This window comes from SAR86 cluster bacterium, assembly GCA_029268615.1.
Lineage (GTDB): Bacteria > Pseudomonadota > Gammaproteobacteria > Magnimaribacterales > Magnimaribacteraceae > JAQWNM01.
Window position 1 is genome coordinate 75,474 of record JAQWNM010000009.1, and the last position, 20,848, is coordinate 96,321.

The 20,848-nt window shown below is 33.1% G+C and carries 20 protein-coding genes and 2 tRNA genes; 5 read left to right on the forward strand and 17 right to left on the reverse strand.

Annotated elements, in window-relative coordinates:
* Positions 1–88 precede the first annotated feature (88 nt).
* Positions 89–997, forward strand: a complete 909-nt coding sequence (locus P8J93_04070) for a LysR family transcriptional regulator (GenBank protein ID MDG2060979.1) — start codon at positions 89–91, stop codon at positions 995–997.
* 10 nt (positions 998–1,007) lie between these two features.
* Here P8J93_04070 and P8J93_04075 read toward each other — a convergent pair.
* Both P8J93_04075 and P8J93_04080 read right to left on the reverse strand, forming a co-directional pair.
* Positions 1,008–1,092: transfer RNA gene (locus P8J93_04075), tRNA-Leu, on the reverse strand.
* 53 nt (positions 1,093–1,145) lie between these two features.
* A complete protein-coding gene (locus P8J93_04080; GenBank protein MDG2060980.1) occupies positions 1,146–1,802 on the reverse strand; it encodes a hypothetical protein in 657 nt (218 codons plus the stop codon).
* Between the two features lie 158 nt (positions 1,803–1,960).
* Between P8J93_04080 and P8J93_04085 the strand changes: the two genes are divergently transcribed.
* Genes P8J93_04085 through mnmC form a run of 3 tightly spaced genes read left to right on the forward strand, consistent with a single transcriptional unit; the run spans position 1,961 to position 6,142 of the window.
* Positions 1,961–3,073: an acyl-CoA/acyl-ACP dehydrogenase gene (locus tag P8J93_04085; GenBank protein ID MDG2060981.1), complete on the forward strand. Its 1,113-nt coding sequence runs from the start codon at positions 1,961–1,963 to the stop codon at positions 3,071–3,073.
* Positions 3,074–3,086: 13 nt separating this feature from the next.
* A complete protein-coding gene (locus P8J93_04090) occupies positions 3,087–4,316 on the forward strand; it encodes an acyl-CoA dehydrogenase family protein (protein MDG2060982.1) in 1,230 nt (409 codons plus the stop codon).
* A 29-nt stretch (positions 4,317–4,345) separates the two neighbouring features.
* Positions 4,346–6,142 carry an FAD-dependent 5-carboxymethylaminomethyl-2-thiouridine(34) oxidoreductase MnmC gene (gene mnmC / locus P8J93_04095; protein ID MDG2060983.1) on the forward strand — a complete coding sequence of 599 codons (1,797 nt, stop codon included), beginning with the start codon at positions 4,346–4,348 and terminating at the stop codon, positions 6,140–6,142.
* On the opposite strand, the gene P8J93_04100 is transcribed toward mnmC, so the two are convergent.
* The 13 genes from P8J93_04100 to ccmA all read right to left on the reverse strand — a co-directional run bounded on the left by P8J93_04100 (position 6,126) and on the right by ccmA (position 18,565).
* Positions 6,126–6,644 carry a DUF4136 domain-containing protein gene (locus P8J93_04100; protein MDG2060984.1) on the reverse strand — a complete coding sequence of 173 codons (519 nt, stop codon included), beginning with the start codon at positions 6,642–6,644 and terminating at the stop codon, positions 6,126–6,128. The genes mnmC and P8J93_04100 overlap by 17 nt on opposite strands.
* Before the next feature lie 20 nt (positions 6,645–6,664).
* Positions 6,665–7,273, reverse strand: a complete 609-nt coding sequence (locus P8J93_04105; protein ID MDG2060985.1) for a transglycosylase — start codon at positions 7,271–7,273, stop codon at positions 6,665–6,667.
* Positions 7,270–9,129, reverse strand: a complete 1,860-nt coding sequence (locus P8J93_04110) for a DNA ligase (GenBank protein ID MDG2060986.1) — start codon at positions 9,127–9,129, stop codon at positions 7,270–7,272. The genes P8J93_04105 and P8J93_04110 overlap by 4 nt, the downstream gene beginning before the upstream one ends.
* A complete protein-coding gene (locus tag P8J93_04115; protein ID MDG2060987.1) occupies positions 9,119–9,775 on the reverse strand; it encodes a cell division protein ZipA C-terminal FtsZ-binding domain-containing protein in 657 nt (218 codons plus the stop codon). Before P8J93_04115 ends, P8J93_04110 begins: the two co-directional genes overlap by 11 nt.
* 13 nt (positions 9,776–9,788) lie before the next feature.
* Positions 9,789–12,269: an AAA family ATPase gene (locus P8J93_04120; GenBank protein ID MDG2060988.1), complete on the reverse strand. Its 2,481-nt coding sequence runs from the start codon at positions 12,267–12,269 to the stop codon at positions 9,789–9,791.
* 123 nt (positions 12,270–12,392) lie between these two features.
* Positions 12,393–12,944, reverse strand: a complete 552-nt coding sequence (locus P8J93_04125) for a hypothetical protein (protein ID MDG2060989.1) — start codon at positions 12,942–12,944, stop codon at positions 12,393–12,395.
* A gap of 139 nt (positions 12,945–13,083) precedes the next feature.
* Positions 13,084–13,500, reverse strand: a complete 417-nt coding sequence (locus P8J93_04130; GenBank protein ID MDG2060990.1) for a cytochrome c-type biogenesis protein CcmH — start codon at positions 13,498–13,500, stop codon at positions 13,084–13,086.
* 1 nt (position 13,501) lies between these two features.
* A complete protein-coding gene (locus tag P8J93_04135; GenBank protein ID MDG2060991.1) occupies positions 13,502–14,023 on the reverse strand; it encodes a DsbE family thiol:disulfide interchange protein in 522 nt (173 codons plus the stop codon).
* Positions 14,020–15,945 carry a heme lyase CcmF/NrfE family subunit gene (locus tag P8J93_04140; GenBank protein MDG2060992.1) on the reverse strand — a complete coding sequence of 642 codons (1,926 nt, stop codon included), beginning with the start codon at positions 15,943–15,945 and terminating at the stop codon, positions 14,020–14,022. The genes P8J93_04135 and P8J93_04140 overlap by 4 nt, the downstream gene beginning before the upstream one ends.
* Positions 15,935–16,366 carry a cytochrome c maturation protein CcmE gene (gene ccmE, locus P8J93_04145; protein ID MDG2060993.1) on the reverse strand — a complete coding sequence of 144 codons (432 nt, stop codon included), beginning with the start codon at positions 16,364–16,366 and terminating at the stop codon, positions 15,935–15,937. The genes P8J93_04140 and ccmE overlap by 11 nt, the downstream gene beginning before the upstream one ends.
* A gap of 160 nt (positions 16,367–16,526) precedes the next feature.
* A complete protein-coding gene (ccmC, locus tag P8J93_04150; protein ID MDG2060994.1) occupies positions 16,527–17,297 on the reverse strand; it encodes a heme ABC transporter permease CcmC in 771 nt (256 codons plus the stop codon).
* On the reverse strand, positions 17,290–17,976 hold the full coding sequence (gene ccmB / locus P8J93_04155; protein ID MDG2060995.1) for a heme exporter protein CcmB: 687 nt from the start codon (positions 17,974–17,976) through the stop codon (positions 17,290–17,292). Before ccmB ends, ccmC begins: the two co-directional genes overlap by 8 nt.
* Positions 17,966–18,565, reverse strand: a complete 600-nt coding sequence (ccmA, locus tag P8J93_04160) for a heme ABC exporter ATP-binding protein CcmA (protein ID MDG2060996.1) — start codon at positions 18,563–18,565, stop codon at positions 17,966–17,968. Before ccmA ends, ccmB begins: the two co-directional genes overlap by 11 nt.
* Positions 18,566–18,716: 151 nt before the next feature.
* Here ccmA and hisI point away from each other — a divergent pair, with 151 nt between their 5' ends.
* A complete protein-coding gene (gene hisI, locus P8J93_04165) occupies positions 18,717–19,184 on the forward strand; it encodes a phosphoribosyl-AMP cyclohydrolase (GenBank protein MDG2060997.1) in 468 nt (155 codons plus the stop codon).
* 22 nt (positions 19,185–19,206) lie between these two features.
* Here the strand turns inward: hisI and P8J93_04170 are convergent, their stop codons facing one another.
* The gene (locus tag P8J93_04170; protein ID MDG2060998.1) at positions 19,207–20,754 is read right to left on the reverse strand and encodes a carboxyl transferase domain-containing protein; all 1,548 of its coding nucleotides are present in this window, start codon (positions 20,752–20,754) and stop codon (positions 19,207–19,209) included.
* A 6-nt stretch (positions 20,755–20,760) separates the two neighbouring features.
* Positions 20,761–20,837: transfer RNA gene (locus P8J93_04175), tRNA-Arg, on the reverse strand.
* Positions 20,838–20,848 lie beyond the last annotated feature (11 nt).

Consider the following 20,848-nt stretch of genomic DNA (forward strand, 5'->3'; position numbering starts at 1 on the left):
TTCTATAAGATAAACTTATAACTCATAATTAAATAAAGACAAAATAATAATACTCTTATAGCAAGGAGTCTAGAAAATTTCTTAAGACATGAACCTAAACAATGTTGACCTAAACCTTTTTATTGCTTTTGATATTATTTATACAGAAGGTAATCTTACGAAAGCAGGTAAAATTCTTGGTATAACTCAGCCCGCTGTTAGTAATGCTCTTTTAAGATTAAGAGAAACTTTTAATGATGAATTATTCATTAGAACTTCAAACGGAATGACTCCAACTCCAGCAGCGCAGAATATTATATTAGATGTAAGGCAAGCATTAAGCCTCTTAAGAAATTCAGTGGCTGAATCAGAAAGGTTTGATCCTGTCACAGCAAAAACTCTTTTTCGTATAGCTATTGGAGATACTTCCGAATACAGATTACTACCAAGTCTTCTAAAAGAACTTGGAACCTTAGCTCCCGAAGTAGATATTGAGAGCTTTAGTGTACCCAGAAAAGAAACCCCAAGAGAACTAGCTGCTGGAAATATAGATTTCGCCATAGACCCGCCTATACATAATGAGTCTTCTCTAAATCATTCAAAAATTTATGAAGATAAATATGTAATAGCTGTTAAAAAAAATCATCCTTTAGTTAAACTAAATAAAATAACTCTTGAGGATTATTTATCTCTTTCCCATATTCATATATCGAGTAGAAGAAAAGGCCTTGGACATGTAGATTTAGCGCTTGCAAAGATTGGCACAACTAGAAGGATAGTTTTAAGGGCTCAGCACTTCCTTGTAGCACCTTATATTCTAGATCAGAGTAATCTGGTAATGACCACCTCAAAAGGGTTTGCTCAATCCTTAAACTTAAAAACTCTAGAATTACCATTTAAAGTTCCTAAACTAGAACTGCATCTTTACTGGCATAGTAGCAGAGATGCGGATCCTGCTAATCGCTGGATGAGAAACTCTATTCTATCTGCTTACGGCAATATTTTTAAAAACAAGTAAAATTCAAATTTGGTGCGGATGAAGGGACTTGAACCCCCACGCCTTGCGGCACCAGATCCTAAATCTGGCGTGTCTACCAATTTCACCACATCCGCTGAGGGTTTTATTATAATCAGAAAAAAAAATTATATTACTATTAATATTAATTCTACATTTCGCTCTTAGGCTGAATTCTGTCAATTTTTGATTGCAACTCTAAAAACTTATTATTTATTTGGACTCTGTAAGAATCAATAGACTCAATGGATAATTCAATATCTGATATCTGACTTTCAATTGCAGTTATATCTTGAGTTGATGATAGTTTGGCTAACTTAATATTGATTTCATCTAATGCATTCAATAATCCTTTTAATTCTAAATTTCTAGTTCTATTCTTTGCTTGAATTGCCAGCAAATTTTTTTGCACAGAATCAAGGCTTTCTTTCATAGAATTTAAATTCTCTGTTAATCCAACTATTGCTAATTTATTTTTCTTATTACTCAAGTCCCATAATTTTCTTATTTCTTTATCAATAGTTTTAAATTTGGTCTGAGATTCTTCATTATTTTGTTTTAAAGATAGAGAATCATTAAGTAGTTGAGTTTCAAATATATTTATTTTATCTATTAAATTTTGACCTGTTTCTGTTTGATTATCAGAAAAGGAATAAATCCAAAAAACTAAAAATAGACTAACAACTAGGTTAAGAACAACAAGATAAGTCATCATCATTCTTCCGCTAACTTTTATTGATCTTTGGCTGAACTCAGCTGCTCCTTTTGATCTTTGAGGTTTAATTCCAGTTTTTTTCTTTTCATTCATAACGATTAAAATTAATTAATTTTTTTGAAGTATTGTATATTCATAGCTCATTAGATAATCTGTATAATAACTTTTTATTTTTAGTAGATGGTCAAAACCTTATTATTCTATAAAAATAAACTTTCTACATTAAAATTACATACTAAATAAGGACTAATATGAATTTTGAATTTTCACAAGAACAAGTACAGTTAAGAGACTCCGTAAGGAAGATGCTTGATAATAAAGAAGCCTTAAAGAAAGCTAGAGAAGTTTTGGAGGGCGAAAAATCTTATGATAAAGACCTTTGGAATTCATTGGTAGAGATGGGATTAACTGCTACGACTATACCTGAAGAATATGAAGGCTTAGGCTTAGGTCATCTAGAGCTATGTGTGGTGGCGGAAGAATTAGGAAGAAGCTTAGCTCCTACTCCATTTTCGTCTAGTGTATATTTGGCAACAGAAGCTCTCCTTCTTTTAGGATCTGATGATCAAAAAAAAGAATACCTTCCTAAACTTGCTCGGGGAGAGATTATAGGTACTTTTGCACATTCCGAATCAAATACGTCTCCTACGGCCTCCAATATAAATACAGTTGTGAATAACGGTAAAATAAATGGAAAGAAAATTGCCGTACCTGATGGAGATGTTTCTGATTTTGCTATTGTCACTGCAGTTGAAGATGGCAAAATCGGTCTTTATGCAGTCAACTTAAAAAATGAAAAATCTCAAATAATTTCTCAAGATACACTTGATCCTAGTCGATCTCATGCTGAAATTTCTTTTGATGGCGCTGATTCAGAATTACTTGGTTCAACAGAGGAAGGTTGGGCAAACTTAAATAATTTACTTGATAAAGCGGCAGTGCTATTTGCCTTTGAGCAATTAGGCGGAGCGGAAGCTTGCATGAATATGGCAAAAGAGTATTCTTTAGGTAGATTTGCTTTTGGAAGACCCATTGCTTCTTTCCAAGCTATTAAACATAAACTTGCTGATATGTTTGTGACTGTTGAATTGGCTAGATCTAATTGCTATTTTGGAGCTTGGGCTCTTAGTACGGACTCTGCTGAACTTCCAACTGCAGCTGCAACTTCTAGAGTAAGCGCTAGCCAGGCTTATCATGAATGTTCAAAAGAAAACATACAAACACATGGAGGTATGGGTTTTACCTGGGAGTTTGACTGTCACCTGTTCTATAAAAGATGCAGACAACTAGCTGCAAATATTGGAAGTCAAGCTATCTGGAAAGACAAACTAATTAGCTCACTGGAAAGAGCTAACACACTATAAAAGAGGAATAGATATGGACTTTAATGATACTACTGATGAGACAAAATTTAGAGAAGAAGCATTTAATTGGCTTTCTAATAACGCACCACTTAAAGAAAACCCAAAGGATACTTGGAAACCTGCTTCCGAAGAAGAAGGCTTAAAGGAAGCTAAAGCATGGGCAGCTAAATTGCACGAAGGAGGCTGGGCATGCTTGCATTGGCCTAAAGAGTATGGTGGAAGGGATGCTACTCCAATAGAAAGAGTTATCTGGGGTCAAGAAATCTCCAAGTTTAAGGTTCCTGGTGGATATTTTGAAATTGGCCAAGGAATGGCAGGACCAGTTATGATGATGTACGCTAATGAAGAGCAAAAGAAAAGATATCTTCCTCCTTTAGCTAAAGCTGAAGAAGTATGGTGCCAGTTATTTAGTGAACCTGCTTCAGGATCTGATCTTGCTGGACTTAAGACTAAATGTGAAAAAGATGGAGATGATTGGATTATAAATGGTCAAAAAATTTGGACATCGGGTGCTCATTTTAGTGATTATGGAATAATAGTTACACGTAGCGATCCCAATGTTGCAAAACATAAAGGTCTCACTTATTTTTTCTTAGATATGAAATCTCCTGGTGTTGAAGTTAGACCCATAAAACAGATTTCTGGTGGAGCTAATTTTAATGAAGTTTATTTTACTGATGTGAGAATTCCTGATGAACAAAGACTTGGAGAAGTTGGAGATGGCTGGAAAGTCTCTTTAACTACTCTCATGAATGAAAGATTAGCAGTAGGAGATGCATCTGGTCCTGACTTTGAAGAAGCATTTAATTTAGCTCGTGGACAAGATCTAAATGGAAAATTAGCTATAGAAAATGATTCTGTCAGGGAAAAACTTGCAGACTGGTATTGTCAAGCAAGTGGTTTAAAATTTGCAAAATATCGAAATATCTCCGCTCTATCTAGAGGTGAAACTCCTGGTCCTCAATCTTCCATTACAAAGATAGTAAGTGCTAATAAATTACAGGAAATAGCTAATTTTGGACTAGACCTCATGGATAATGCAGGAATCTTAAGATCTGACGATAGGGATGCAGAGCAAAGCATGTATCAATATGGTTTTTATGGAGCAGCTGGTCTTAGAATAGCTGGCGGTACAGATGAAATCCTAAAAAATATTATATCTGAGCAAGTTTTAGGAATGCCGCAAGATATGAGAGCTGATAAAGGAATTCCTTTTAATGAAATTCCAACAAGTACTAAATAAAGAAACTGCAAAAACTAGATTCCGTATTTATTAAAGAAACTGATCTTGAGTGGCGATCAGGGAACCCATTCTCTCTAGAATATATGGATTTATTCTTCTCTAACTCAGGAGGATTTAGCGAATCAAGGCACGTATATATAGATGGAAATGATCTAATAGATCGCTGGAAGAATTTAAAAGAAGGTAATTTTTTTACTATTGGCGAATTAGGATTTGGTGCTGGATTAAACTTTTTATCCACTTGGAAAGCATGGTCTGAAACAGACTATAAAAATAAAGATTTATATTTTTATTCCATAGATAAGAATCCTTTAAAAATAGAAGATGCAAAACAAGTTATCTCTAAATTTAAAGAATTGAAATCTATTTCAGATATCTATTTTACTTCCTATCCCATCAACTGCAAAGGAGCCCAAAGAATCTCTTTTCCTGAATACAATATTCATTTAACTCTTCACTATTCAGATATTATAGATTCTATCTCCTCTATTAATTCTCATAAGGGATTCTTTGATGCTTGGTTTCTTGATGGATTTTCTCCTGATAGGAACCCAGAAATGTGGTCAAAAGAAATATTTAAAGTTCTTAAAAAGAAAAGTCATGCTAAAACTTCTTTTTCTACATTTTCATCTTCAAATAAAATTAGAAATCATCTATTGGAGCTTGATGCTACATTTAATTCTAAAAAAGGTTTCGCTAATAAAAAATACATGACAAACGGAGTCTTTAATTCTAGGAATCAATCTAACAACTTTAAAAAAAAATCAGTTGCTATAGTGGGTGCAGGAATAGCTGGCTGTTCTCTAGCCCACTCTTTGGTAAAGAGAGGTCATAAATGCACGATCTTTGATCAAAATAAAGACCTATGTGGAGGCGCTTCTGGGAATCTTGCTCTAATATCTTATCCTAGACTTTCTGCGTTTGATTCTCCTTTTTCTAAATTTTCTGCTCAGTCATTTATTTACTCTACGCAATTCTATGAGAAGTTTGCATCCAAAGGTTGGCATAAAACTGGAGTTCTTTTTTTAGATACAAATGACTTTTCAAAAAAAAGAATAGAGGATTTAATTCAAGAAAAAAAAGACAATAATCTTTATAGACCTATCTCAGCTGATGAAGCAAGCACACTGTCTGGAACAAATATCAATCACAATGGACTTTTTTTTCCGTCTGCAGGATGGATAGAACCAATTCAATTGTGCCAAGACTTAATCAATGATCCAAATATTGAAGTCTTCTTAGAAGAAAAAGTTCTAAAAATTAGCCATGAAAATTTCATACATAATTTAATTAGCAATAAAAAGAATTATAACTTTGACGAAATATGTTTATGTAACTCTTTCGAAGCTGAAAATCTAATTTCTATAAAAGGTACAAGGATTAAAAGGGGACAAATAACTTATATTCCGACTAATAAAGATATTTCTAAGTTAAAAATGCCAATTTGTGGAAAGGGTTATATCTCTCCCTTAATTAATGATAAGCATTTAGTGGGAGCAACATATAGCGATAATAAAGATATGATAGCTACAGAATCAGATTCTTTGGAAAACTTGCAAATACTTTATGATATATTTCCTGATATTCATCTAAACCCAAAAACTTCAGGAGAGAAAGTTGGGTTAAGGGCAACTACAATTGATCATCTTCCAATAGCAGGCAAATCTGATAACTTTTATTTAAATATAGGCCATGGCTCCAGAGGATCAACAAGTGCACCACTATGCGGAGAATACATTGCCGATTTAATTACTGGCTCCCCTCTTCCTTTGGATATAGAAACAATGAATGCAATTTCAATTAAAAGATTTAATTCAAAAAGTTAGTCAGCATATTCCCTATTAAGTCATCAATAGATTCTTGGTCTTTAGAAACCTGATTCTTTTTAAATCTACTAAAGGCATACCAAACAACTTCATTTGATTTTTTGTCATAAACTCGAATCGCTATTGCCTCTTTATCTATAGGATAATATCTAGTGTCTGTATCCCTCCAGCCATTTGGGGAATAAAAAAATTGTGAAGATTCATGACTCTTATTAATTTCTCTATTAGTGCCAACAAGAACCTTGATAATTAAATCTGGATCTTCAGATTTAGAAAAACCCTTAAAGTCTAACTCAGACTGAATGGAGCGCATGACTCTCTTAATTAAAATTGGATTTAAAGATATCTGAGAGGAATCATTCTTACCATCTATTGGTTCTATCAGGAAAGTCTTATACTTAGAGATGTCATATGAAGAATCAAAATCAGACTCTACAGAAGGAATTGACGCGCAAGCACTTGCAATAAGTAAAACAAAAGTTAAATAGATATTTTTAGTCATAAGGTTATTTTATATTTAATTTAAAAAAAGATGAAAAAACTTCTTCCTAGCTTTTTCTTACATCCCTGATATTGTGCATTATATCTGTCTGACTGTCTTTGGACTTTATCTGCTACATTTAATAACCAAGGTTTCTTTCTATGATTTCCTTTTCTGAAACCCGACTTTCCTTCATGGTAAACAAGATAAAGTGATCTAGCATCTTTTAAAGAGATGCCCATACTTTTATGGGATTTATAATTATACCAACCTATAAAATCCACCGCATCCTCAAAGTCTCTTCTATCCCTGAACCAGCCTCCACGATCCTCTAAATACATTTCCCAAGTCCCATCTATGACTTGAGCATAGCCCTTGGCGCTCGTGGGCCTCTTCCAGGGAATAAAACCTAAAAGCTTTGTTCTAGGCGGCTTAGCTCCTGCAATAAAGCTTGATTCTTGCTTTATAAATGCCATGGTTACAGGTATGGGCACTTTCCATCTCTCTTCTGTTTTCTTGGCAGCTTTGTACCAAGATTTCTTCTCTTTAAAAATCTCACAAACATTGGTTATATTTTTAGGGGGCAAGCTTGAACATCCAATACCGATTATCAGGATAAAGGTTATAAGACTTATTAAATTTAAGTTCATTTTATTAAGTCATAATATTCACTTTCAGATAAAATCTTTATCCCTAGAGTCTTAGCTAACTCTAGTTTCTTTTCACCTACATTTTCACCAACAACCAATATATCTGTTTTTTTATTTACAGATGTCTGTATAGAAGCGCCCAAGGTGGATGCATTTTCTTGCATACCTTCTCTAGAACTCTTCATTTTTCCAGTGAAGATAATTCTCTTATTACTAATTGGTGAAGAAGCTAATGCTTTAATGGAGTTAGTATCAGTCATTCTTAACTTAAATCTAAAATCTAATAATTTATTTATAGTTGCCCATAATTGATTAATCTCTTCTACAATTACTGGCGAAGCTATCGGCCCAAAACCTGAAAGATTCTGAATCTCTTCAACCTTTAATTTATTTAATTCTGAAAGCGGAAAAGCCTTTAATAAACGTTTACTTTCTCCTATGCCCAGATACTGCAAACCAAATGCTGCCAAGAATCTCCAATCATCTATCTCTTCTTGTCTTGATCTTATTAATTGTTCAATTGCATTTGACGATTGTTTAGGGCCAAAACCAAGGTCTTCAAAGTCTTGTTTTTTCATGGAATAAATCTTTTCTAAGCTATCAAAACTGCCTTTATATAATTTTTCTATTGTTCTATTACCAAACAAATCAACATTGCCCAAAATGTTAAAAAAATGAACTAAACTTGCTATCTGCTGCTCAGGACAATTTTTATGATCTATGCAAACTAAAAAGTCATTTTGCCAAATCAAACTACTTCCACAACTCGGACAAGATTTAATCATTTTAAAATCTTTAGATTTCTTAATAACGTTGACTATCTTAGGAATAACCTCTCCGCTCCTTATGATTTCAATAACTGCCCCCTTACCCAGTCCTAGTTTCTTTATCATGCCTGCATGATGGGCTGTAACTCTCTTAATCTTTGCTCCTGAAAGTTCTGTTTCACTTACATTCAAGACAGGTGTACACCTTCCAGTTCTGCCAAGCTGCCAAGAAATGGAAGCAACATTACAATTAGCTGTCTCTCCTTTTTCTTTATAAGCTATTTGCCAATTATAATGATGATTAGTTGACCCCATGAGTTGCTTTATTTCATCATCCAATACCTCCAATACTACTCCATCAGTAGGAAAATCAGAGACCTTAACTTTATTCATTATTGAGTAAAAGTTTTCCATTAAGTCTTCTGAATTACCTTCCCAGCCAGTTAAAGAGGAATGAGGAATAAAGTGAACTGCTCCAGCTTTTAAAGCCTTTTGAGCTTCGTCATTTATTTTATCTGATCCTGCAATACCCACTATGACATTTCTAGGATGAGAAAATTTTTGAGATAGATGTTTGTTAAAAAAATTTAAATCTAAAACAATCTCACCTAAGCCAGTATTCTTTCCTCCTATAGATTTAACTCCTTGTTTAAGAATTTTAGTAATATCAAAACCATATTCCCCATCTCCTCTTGTCAGCAATTTATTTTCTTCATAGTTACCTGCCATGCCATCAAGCTTAGCTGTAGCTTTAATTAAAAACTTCTGGTTTTTTGTGTTTTTCGCAAACTTGGTTACTCTAACCAAATACTTTTCTATATCTTCGATACTATAAGCTTTATCAATAGACAACATCTGTTGCGAATGTTGAACCTTCTTAGAAGAAAAAGTTTCTTCTTCTTCTTTTTCAATGTTTTCAAAATACTTATCATTTGGACTCAATGACTTTAAATGAATATAAATTCTGTCGTATTCTTCATCAGTTATTTCTGGTGTACCTTGCCTGTAAGATTTATTAAAACCTTCTAACAATTCAATGATCTGATTTATCTCTAAATCATTTAAATCTAGATTACTTTCACGTTTCATTATTTACAGCTGATAAATTTTGTCTTTGTTCTTCTTGAGCTTTCTGTCTCATATGATCGATCATCTGCTTGGTAAGAATATTGCGACTATCATCTAGGAGATCAGTCTTGAAACTTTCCGAGAACCAAGTCGCAAAGCCCATCATGCGCTCAAATGATTCTACCGGATTAAGATTCTTTCTTGTATCTAACACTAAACTCAGAAGTTGCGTTGATGATTGCTCATCTAACACTCCAGGTTTCATTCCATTAAGTAAAGAAAAATGAATATCTGATGCGGTCATGGAATTAAAAAAGAAATAGCCTTTTTCATGATAAGTCATCCCTACAGTCTCTAACTCAGCCTTAAATAAGGATAATGTAAGTTCATTTTGCCCTTGTGACTTAAGATATAAAATTAATAATATACCTTCCTCTGACCTTTCTTGGTTTGCAATTTCAGTTTCGATTTCCTCTTCTTCGATAGACTTTGATAGATTAGAGGATTCTTCAATTTCATTTTGTTTTAATTCCTGATCAATTTCTATAAAAGAACTCGCAAATTTAAGGTTATTTCTTCTTCTACGATTTGCTCTTCTAGTTATATCGACTATAACTAGTCCAAGAAAAAGGCCTATAAAAATAGTTAAAATCTCGCTCAAGTTCATTTTGATTTATAAATCAGGTCGTTACCATCTGCACGGCTTCATTCACATCAACTGAGACTAACCTTGAGACTCCTGGCTCTTGCATAGTTACACCCATAAGATGATCACTTTTTTCCATTGAAATCTTATTATGCGTTATGTAAATAAACTGAACTTTTTCAGACATTTCCACTACAAGATCTATAAATCTTGATGTATTTAAGTCATCTAGAGGTGCATCCACCTCATCTAACATACAAAAAGGTGCGGGATTAAGTTCAAAAAAAGCAAAGACTAAAGCTATTGCAGATAAAGCCTTTTCTCCCCCTGATAGCTGGGAAACACTTGCATTCTTCTTACCAGGAGGACTTGCTATAATACCAACCCCTGAAGAAAGAAGATCTTCTCCCAGCATCACTAATTCTGCATGACCTCCCCCAAATAGTTTTGGAAAAAATTTAGATAAGCTGATATTTAAACTATCAAAAGTATCTTTAAATGTAGTCTTAGTTTCTTTATCTATTTTTTGAATTGCTCCTTCTAAGGTTTCCAAAGCTGTAACTAATTCTTTATTTTGCTCATCCAGATGTAACTTTCTCTTTTCTTCTATACCCGATTCCTCTACTGCAGCTAAATTTATTGCTCCTAATCGATTTATACCTCTTTCTATTTTATCTATATTATCTCTTAAAGAAGTTTCAGTAGAGTTATCATCTATTAATTCCAGTAAAGTTTTTAAAATTAACTCACTCTCTATTAAATTCTTTTCTATATTTTCTTTTTCTATTTTTGCTGCTTGAAGTTCTAATCGAAGGTCTTCTAATTTTTGCCTTTGGTAATTTGTATTCTGCTCCTGCTCAGCCTTAGTTCTTTCTAAAGATCTAATTGATTCATAATTTTTTTCTATTTCTGACCTAACTTTTAGCAAATCAGCCTCTATTGAAAGCCTTTTCTCTAACTTCTTATCTAGATTCTCTTGCAAGGAATTAACAGGCGCTAATAAATCAATAGACTCAGATTTTCTGAGCTCTAGTTTAGTAGAAATATTCTTTAAATCTGCATCAATATAATGAAGATTTGTGTTGACTGAGGCTAATTTTGCCTGGATATCCGCAAACTCTTTTGTCTTATAAAGTAAATCCTCTTTCTGAGCCTTATTTTCTTCTTCACTTTCTCTTAACAGATTATTTGTTTTTTCAATTAAAAGTGACGGTTCTGATTTTAGGCCTGATAACTCTGCTGAGATGACTTCTATTTTATTTTGAAGTTCTTGGACATTCTTCTCATCTAATTTGGATCCCAAATTATCTCTAAAGTTTTGATTGATATTAATAAAATCAGATATCAACGTATTTAATACAAGAAGCAACTTATCCCATTCTAGTAGCAAATCTTTTGAGCCAGAGCCAATTAGGCTTTCTTGATTCTGACTCGAACTTAACTCTTCTATTTGGGGAGTCATTTCATTTAAAACAGAAAGTAAATGCTCTCTTTCCTTGATCAATTCATCTGTCTCTAAATTCTTTAGATTCAAATTCTCTTTCAGCGATTCTATTTCAGAAATTAATTCTTTATTCTTCTGCTTTTGTGTACTTAATTCTTGTTCATTACGCGATATATCTGATCCTGCTTCATAGAAGCTTTGCTGGATCTTATCCATAGTAGTTTGCAGCTCTAAGTTATTTGCTCTTAAAGTATCTATCTCGGCATCAGAAGAAATTTTTATTGTATTCACTTCTTCCATCTTGACTTGTTGGAGGCTTATCTCCTCTTCATGCTGAATTACCTTTTCATGAATAGACTTCCATTGAAAAGCTTTTAATATTCCACGAGCTTCATTTTCTTGTTTTCTTAGAATAGAGTATTTCTCAGCGGCTTTTGCCTGTTGTTTCAACTTTATGAGAATTCTGTCAACTTCATCTCTTAAATCCTGCAAACGATCTAAATTCTCTCTAGTTCTTTTTATCCTAGATTCTGTTTCTTTCTTTCTTTCTAAGTACTTGGATATTCCAGCTACTTCCTCTATGTAAGATCTCATTTCTTCTGGCTTAGAACTAACTAATCTAGAAATCATATCTTGCTCTATGATTGCATAACTCTTAGGTCCTAGACCTGTTCCCAAGAAAACATCAGTTATATCTCTTTTACGACAAGATGCAGAATTCAAAAAGTAATTGGATTGACCATCTAATTCAACTGTTCTTCTAACAGATATTTCATTGTAACTAGAGTACTCCCCACCTATACGCCCATCTTCATTGTCAAAAAAAAGTTCTACAGAAGCCCGAGAAACTGGTTTTCTGCTAGATGAACCATTGAAAACAACATCTGCCATTGTGTCACTTCTTAGATTTCTTGCTGAGCTTTCACCAAGAACCCATCGAACTGCATCTATCACATTAGATTTTCCGCAACCATTTGGACCTACCACTCCCGTTAAGCTTGAAGGAAAGGCTATTGAGGTTGGATCTACAAAGGATTTAAATCCTGATAGCTTAATTTGTTTTAACCTCATGCATTCCTCCTTTTTTTAAAAGAGTTTGATTCAGCACCAAGAAATGATGTATTAAAAAGGAGCATTTTTATGCCTTCCATAAGCATAATTTTATTCTATTTGGCAATCTTTAACTATAGGTTTTTAAGTATTTAAGTTCTTAATTGCCGCTTTCAAAACATTCTTTTCTTGAATATTTTCTAGAAACTCAATTGCCTTCTCCCATTCTTTTTTAGCTTTTTCTATTTCACCTGCCTGAATGTACCTCAGGCCATTTAATGTCAAGGCCAAAGGTTCCTTTGGATTCTTGGTAAGTGCTAATTTTAAAATTTCTATTATTTCTTCTGTAAATATATTTTTGTTCAAGAAGAAAAGAACTTGGGCATATTCAGCTATTATATCTCCAGAAATAACCTCTATATTTCTATCTAAGATTTTCTTATAGGCCAAAGAAGAAATTAAATACTCATCTTCTAATTTAAATTTCTGTGACAATGCGTATAAATTTTCCAAAGCAATCTTCTCATTATTAACATAGGAAGAAACATCTCTTAGTAAATCATTTCTAAGAACTTCTTTTTCTGCTTGCTCAAATAATAAAAATTTATCAATTTTATTGGCTAAATGAGCTTCTTCTAACCTCCTAAACTCAAAAAAATATATTGAACCAATAATAGAAACTAGAATAACACTCAATAAACTGGCTTTTAAATAAAGGTTCTGAACTCTTTTTAAAAGGAAAAGATCTCTATTAATCGTTCTAAGAATTAATAATAAAAAGATTAACCCAATTAATATTAATGAAAAAAGAATTATTAGCATGCTTCAAGAATTATTAATCAGCTAATTTCTTTAAAGATTGTTCTTTCTTTATAAGAAAAACCACTATAAATATAACTATGCAAAAGAAGATAAAAGGGCCAAACCAAAGAATTATCGTTGAGTAAGTCAATGGGGGATCGTATGAAATATATTCCCCGTATCTATTTTTTAAATAATCTTTAATTTCAGAATCAGTTTTTTTAGCAATAATTAAGTTATATATAACTTGTTTTAAATCTAGGGAAATAGGTGAATTAGAACCTGCTAGACTAGAGCTCTGACATTTAGGGCATCTTAAATCTTGGGTCAAATTAGTAAACCTTGACGACTCTTCTTGAGAGAGGTTAGGGTAAATTTCTACTTCATTATCTGCTATCAATCCTGACAATAAAAATAAAAAGATAGCTACTAGTAAAATTCTTGTACTCATTTTACTTAGCAAAATGAGATCTAAACTTTTGATTCCATACTTCTTGGTCTAAAACACCTGCATGACGCAATACTATCTCTCCATTTTCATTCAATAAAAATGTCTCAGGTGCTCCGTATACACCCATATCTATGCCTAATTTACCATTAACATCATAAATATTTAATATAAATGGATCACCCTTTTCAATAAGATAATTCAATGCCTTATCTCTTGTATCTTTATAATTGACTCCATATATAGGTATATTCTTTTTATTTCGTATCTCAAGTAAAAATGGATGCTCTACTGCACAAGCTATACACCAAGTAGCCCAAAAATTTATTAAAGCTGGGAAATCTTTCAAATCATTATTTGTTATATATGCCGTTCTATTATCTAAAGATAGATGTTCAAAAAAAGGAATCTTTTGACCTACAAGAGCGGAATTCAACTCTTGCTTTTCTTCCTTTAGTAAGAAATACAAGTAACCCAACAAAATACAAAATAAAATAAAGGGCATTAAATTAAATAATTTTTTCAATTTTTTACCTTAAATTGCTTAATAGAAGAGATTATCATCCCCAAAGAAATCAATATTGCACCTAACCATATCCATCTTACAAAATGTTTAATCTGAATTCTAAAAGACCAAGTGCCCTTTCCTAAATTATCTCCTAAAGTTATATAAACATCTTGAAAGAATCCTGGTTTGATTGCAGCTTCAGATGTGGCTTGTTTTGCAGAGGGATAGAACCTCTTTTCAGTTATTAGAAATGTTCTTTGTGTACTAGATAAATCTTTCATCTCTATGACTGCTCTTTCAGTTTCATAATTTTGTTTCTCAGAAATATTCACATCTTTTAACTTAAATTCATAACCCCCTAAAACATAATCATCATTTTTCGAAAGCTTAACTTCATTTTGCAATGAATAAGAGGTAACCATACCTATTCCAATTACTAGAACGGCTGTACCCAAGTGGGAGAATATAAGACCCATTCTATGCAAAACTATTTTTTTTAATCTACTGAAACCGAGATTCCTTAAAAAAGGATCAACTAAATTGCCTGAAATTATCCAACAAAATAGAATCCCGGCAATAAAAGCTCCAGATGTAACTTTTCCAAAAAATAAATAAACTAAAAGATAAAATAAAATAAACGCTATTATTGACTCTAAAATTATCCTTGTAATAAAACTTGTATCGCTAATTTTAGTCCAGCTCAAATACATCGCTAACCCCTGCAGGAGCGCCAAGCCTATAGCAAAAGGCAAGATGAGAATCTCATAGTAAGGAGCACCAACCGAAATCTGCTTACCTCCTGTAAACGCTTCATAAATCATAGGGAACAAAGTCCCAAACATTATAGATAAGGCCAAGATAACTAAGAGTAAATTATTAAGCAGTAATCCAAACTCTTTAGATAAAAAAGAATAACTTTTTTCCCTTCCTTCCGACTTATTCTTAAAAGCAAATATTAATAAAGAGGATAAAATAAAATAAGCAAAGATTAATAAAATAAAGACACCTCTTTCAGGATCAAGTGCAAATGAATGAACTGAAGTAAGAACTCCTGACCTAACTAAGAATGTTCCAAGTAAGCATGAAGCAAAAGCTAATATGGTTAATAATAGAGACCAACGACTAAAAACACCTTTATTATGAGTAACTATTAAAGAATGAAAAAGAGCTACAGAAATTAACCACGGCACAAAAGCAGCATTTTCTACTGGATCCCAAAACCACCACCCTCCCCAGCCAAGTTCATAATATGCCCACCAGCTTCCTAAACAAATACCCAAGGTTAAAAATGCACTTGATAAAAGGGCCCAAGGTCTTATTAATCCAGCCCACAATGTGCTTTTATAGCCTATCAGCATAGAAGCGATGGCCATTGAAAAAGGAATAGATAGACCAGAATAACCAGCATATAAAAGCGGAGGATGAATAGTAAATGCAAAATCCTGAAGCAATGGATTGAGTTCAATGCCCTCCAATGGAGAAATGGGCAATATTCTTTCAAATGGATTAGAAGTAAATATAGTAAATGCTAAAAAAGAAAAAATTATTTGGCATAGCACAATGATAGTCATGCATCTAAATAATTCCCCTTGGGCTTTGCTCTTAAATAAATAAAATACCGACCATAGACATAAAATACTTATCCAGAGGATTAAAGATCCTTCATGAGCCCCCCAAGTGGCAGTCAATTTATAGTAGAAGGGCAAATTAGTATTGGAATTCATGGCTACATAAAGTAAAGAAAAATCATCTACATAGAATGAATAGATCAGAATTAAAAAACTAAGAAAAGTAAAAACTGAAGTAGCTAATAAAAGCGATTTATATGTTGATATTAATAGCTCATCTTTTTTTATTATTCCATATACAGGAATTAAAGAACCCGCTAAAGAGAAGACTAAAGCACTAATAAGAAAAATATGTCCAATTTCAGGAATCACTTCTAGATTTCAAAGTTTTTTGAACTTCCGGTGGCATATAATTTTCATCATGCTTAGCTAAAACCTCAAATGCCTCTAACGTTTTCTCTTTTCCCACAACACCTTTAACAACTACTCCTGAATTCTCTGAAAATAGATTAGGTAATATGCCTGAATACGTTACTAAAATAGATTTATTAAAATCAGTAATAACAAAAGAGACTTCAAGCTCGTCGGGTACCCGGACAAAACTCCCTTTTTTAACCATTCCACCTGCTCTTATTTTTGCCCCTTCCTTCAAATTAGAATCATGGAATTGTGAAGGAGAATAGAATAAATCAATATTTCTGCTTAATGCACTTAGAACAAGAGAAAGTGCGAGAGATGAGCCTATGAGGATGATAGAAATTACATAAATTCTTTGTTTTCTTAAAGGGTGCATCAGAAATTACTTAACTTAGTTTCCTCAAAATCTTTCATAAGTCTTTTGAACCGAAAAAAAGGAACTAAAATATTTAAAATAATAATAATAATGAAAATACCTAAAACGCTATAAACATAATAGCCGTATCCATTTAATATAAATAAATCTGTAATTAAGTTCATGATATTTTTTCTAATTTATTTTGGAAATAAAGGCCAACCCACCTAGTATCTCTTTCTCTATAAAGAATTTCTACTCTTAACCTTTGAATAAGCATAAAAATATAAATGAAATAAAACCCAATAACACAAATGGCTAAAGGTATATACATCTCAGGACTCATGGAAGGTGAGGAAGTTAATGAAAAAGTAGAGGGCTGGTGAAGAGTTTGCCACCAATCTACTGACTTTTTAATTATTGGAATAATGGCAATTCCAACAATAGATAAAAGGGAAATACTTTTATCTCCTTTCAATTGATTATCAGAAAAAGAATACAGGCCTATTATTGAAGCATAAATAAAGAAAAGAAGTAAAGTTGAAGTAAGCCTAGCATCCCATACCCACCAAGTACCCCAAGTAGGATATCCCCATATAGATCCACTGATTAAAGCTAAGAAAGTAAAACTAGCACCTATAGGAGCTGCTGACCTCACCAACATACCAGCGATCTTAACTCTCCAGACAAGGTTTAAAAAACCAAAAATTGACATAGTGATTAGCACTGATTCAGCTAAAATTGCAGACGGAACATGGATATAAATAATCCTATAAACTTCACCTTGTTTATAATCGGGGGGCGAAAAGAAAATACCCCAGATAAGACCAAATGTTAAAATTAGAAAAGCAAATAAACCAAACCACGATACGTATCTTGTTGTCGAATTAAAAAATCCGGGTGTTGAGCCCATTTTAATAAACCAAGACTTTATTTTTTTCCAACTATTCATAATTTAATCTAATGGAAGCGGCAATTGCTAAAGATAATCCAGGTATTCCAATTGCTAATATTGAACCTAAATACATAAGATAAACAACATAGTCTTGGTTATTAATGGAAGCCTCTACACACGCAGTGCCTAAAATTAATATTGGAATAGAAAAAGGTAAAACAATTATAGCACTTAGGATAGCATTCTTTCCTAAAGACAAAGAGCCGCCTAAAGCCCCAAGAAGGCTAAAAAGAAGTGATCCTATAGAAAGACTTATCAATAAAACTGAAATATTTTCATAGGAGAAATATAGAAATAAACTTGCCAATAAAGAACAAATTACTATTGGTGCTCCAGCTACTAACCAGTGACAAAACACTTTTGCTAGGACTATTAAAAATAAGGGCTCGCCGCTAATCAAGATTTGTTCCAAAGTACCATCGCTATAATCACTATTAAAAATTCCCTCAATAGCCAGTAACGAGGATAACAATGCCGCTATCCAAATAATATTTGATGCCATTAAATTAAGTTGATTTGGTTCTGGCCCAAATGCAATAGGAAAAAGAGTAATAATAGTTAAGAAGAAAATTACTGGCGTTATAAAACCTACTAGCTTCCTACTAGAAATCAAAAGATCACGCCTTATGATCAATAAAAACCAATCAAAACTAGATGTTAAAGAACTATGCTTCATATTGGCTTAAATTTATTATTTTATTTTCTGTATTGAAAGGTCGGTGCCCTGTAACAATGAAAGAAGAGCCCATATTGTTTAAATCTTCTACTATCTTAGAAAATAGAAGAATAGATGGGTCATCCAATGCTGTAAGAGGCTCATCTATGATATATAAAGGTTTAATGTTCAAGATCCATCTTGCCATAGCCACCCTTCTTACCTGCCCTACTGAAAGATCAGAGCAGAATCTATTAATATAATCTAGCATCTCAACCCTCTCTAAAGCTTCTTTGAGAGAAAAAATATCTCTCTTTTCAGGCATAAATAATCTTAAATTCTCTAATACAGTCAAATTATTCTTTACTGCCAAAAGATGACCTTGATAAAAACACTGAGGGTAGAACAAAGATTGGATCAACTCTCCATGCCATCTTATTTCGCCATCAACTTCTGGTACCAAACCAACTATAGCCTTTAGTAAAGTAGTCTTACCTGAACCATTTTCTCCTATAACCTCAATATTTTCTTCACTATTTAAATGAAAATTTATATCCTGAAAAATATTAATTTCGGATAGATTGCATCCTAGGTTAGAAACTTCGAGCATAAATTTTAGAAATTATAAAAAAGAAAAGATTATTTTAACAAAATAAGTAAGAAATCTAAATGTATGGTACATATTTTACTGTAAGGTACAGGTTTATATTCCTTATTATCATTAAAATAATTTACAATAACTAAAATTACTTAATATATACATGTCTAAATTATTCTTAAAAAGATCAGATGTGGAGTTCGTAGAGGAAGGAAACGGTCTCGCTCCTAAATTCAATGATGATGGCTTAATACCTGTAGTTGTTATAGATTTCAAAAGTAAAGACCTGCTGATGCATGGGTATATGAATCGAGAAGCTTTAAAATTAACGATAAATGAGGGTATAGCTCATTACTGGAGCAGGAGTAGAAAAAAGCTATGGCGAAAAGGGGATACAAGCGGGATGATCCAGAAAGTTAGAGAAATTCTAATAGATGATGATCAAGATGCTATTTGTCTAAAAGTTCAAGTAGAAGGGCTTGGAGCGAGTTGTCATGTAGGGTATAGGTCATGCTTTTATAGATCTATTGAAAAGACTAGCTCTGAAGTTTTACTAAAATTTCTAGAACATAAAAAGGTATTTGATCCTGAAGATATTTATCCTGGAGCAGAAAATCCTACTAAATTATAAGATTAAGTAACTAGTTTTAATCTTATAATTGATTTACTTGGATGCATTTAACTCTTAATTGAGATTGAATCCTTTCAGCCCACTCAGCTAAATAAGTTCTAGTATCTCTAGGATCAATAATTTCATGCACTGAAAAACTTTCAGCTCTTGCAAAAGTATTTTGTTGAGAATTAAGAGCATCCTCTATCTCTTTTCTTTTTGCTTCAGGATTTACTGACTCTGAGATTTCTTTTTTAAATGCTACGGCTACCCCTCCCTCTATAGGAAGAGCTCCAGATTCAGCTGATGGCCATGCTAAAACATATCCATCTGGACCATAATGAGCGGCTGCTGCTACTCCATAAGATTTTCTAATTATTACTGAACACCATGGGATTGTTGATTCTGTTACTGTTAATACAGCTTCGGTTCCATGCAAAATAGTAGCTTCTAGCTCAGCTTCAGGACCAATAAGAAAACCTGGTTCATCTACTAAGCTTACAACTGGAATATGAAATGTGTCACAGGTTTTAATAAAACGACTAGTTTTTTGGGCTCCTTTTGAGGACATTGAACCAGCATAAAAATTAGAATCATTGGCTAAGATACCGACTGAATACCCATTAATCCTCGCGAATCCTGTGATAATGCCCTGTCCAAAATATCTAGTTATCTCAAAAAAAGAATCATGATCGAATATCTTTTCTATGACTTCTCTCATTTCATATGACTTTTTCTTATCCTTTGGAATGATAGCTAGTAAATCTTCTTCTTTTCTATTGACAGGATCATCAATTATCTTTTGGGAGGACAATTCGTAAATATTTTGAGGCATATAAGACAAAAATCTAGATATTTGATTAAAAGCATCTTCTTCTGTATCAGCTACATTGTCTGTTACCCCATTCATCCTATGAATATTAGATCCACCTAATTCTTCTTTTGTTAATTTTTTTCCAAAAGCTCTTTCCACAACAGCTGGCCCTGCAACTAATATTTGGGAAGTTCTTTTAGTCATTACTCTAAAATGAGAAGCTACAAAACGTGCTGCAGGCAATCCTGCAACAGGGCCTAAGGCAGCCGACACTACAGGAATAACTTTTAATGTATCTGCAACAGACTTGAACCTAGATTTAGAAAAAACTGCATCTCCTCCAGAACTTCTTCCCTTCTTAGAAGGGCCTGCCACAGAGCCTCCTCCCCCTTCATGTAATCTAACTAATGGAAGCTTATAATTGAGAGCTAATTCTTCAGTGTAAACACTTTTTCTGAGACCTGCAGGATTCGGAGAGCCTCCTTTTACTGTAAAGTCCTCTCCAGCTATAACTATTTGATTACCATTTATCTTACCGAACCCTAAAATAAAATTTGCTGGCGTAAAAGCCTGTATATCACCTTTATCATCAATATCCGAAATACCAGCAATCTTTCCCTGTTCTTGAAAAGATCCTTTATCCAGAAGTTTCTCAATCCTCTCCCTCAAAGATAAACGACCTTTAGCATGTTGAAGATCTACCGCTTCTTTACCGCCTTGCTTTGTTGCAAGTTTTTTTCTTATTTTTATTCCGTCAGTTTCTTTTTTCCAATTCATATTTTCTGGTGTCCCGTTCAGGATTTGAACCTGAGACCTCCGGATTAGGAATCCGGCGCTCTATCCAACTGAGCTAACGGGACAGTTGTAAATT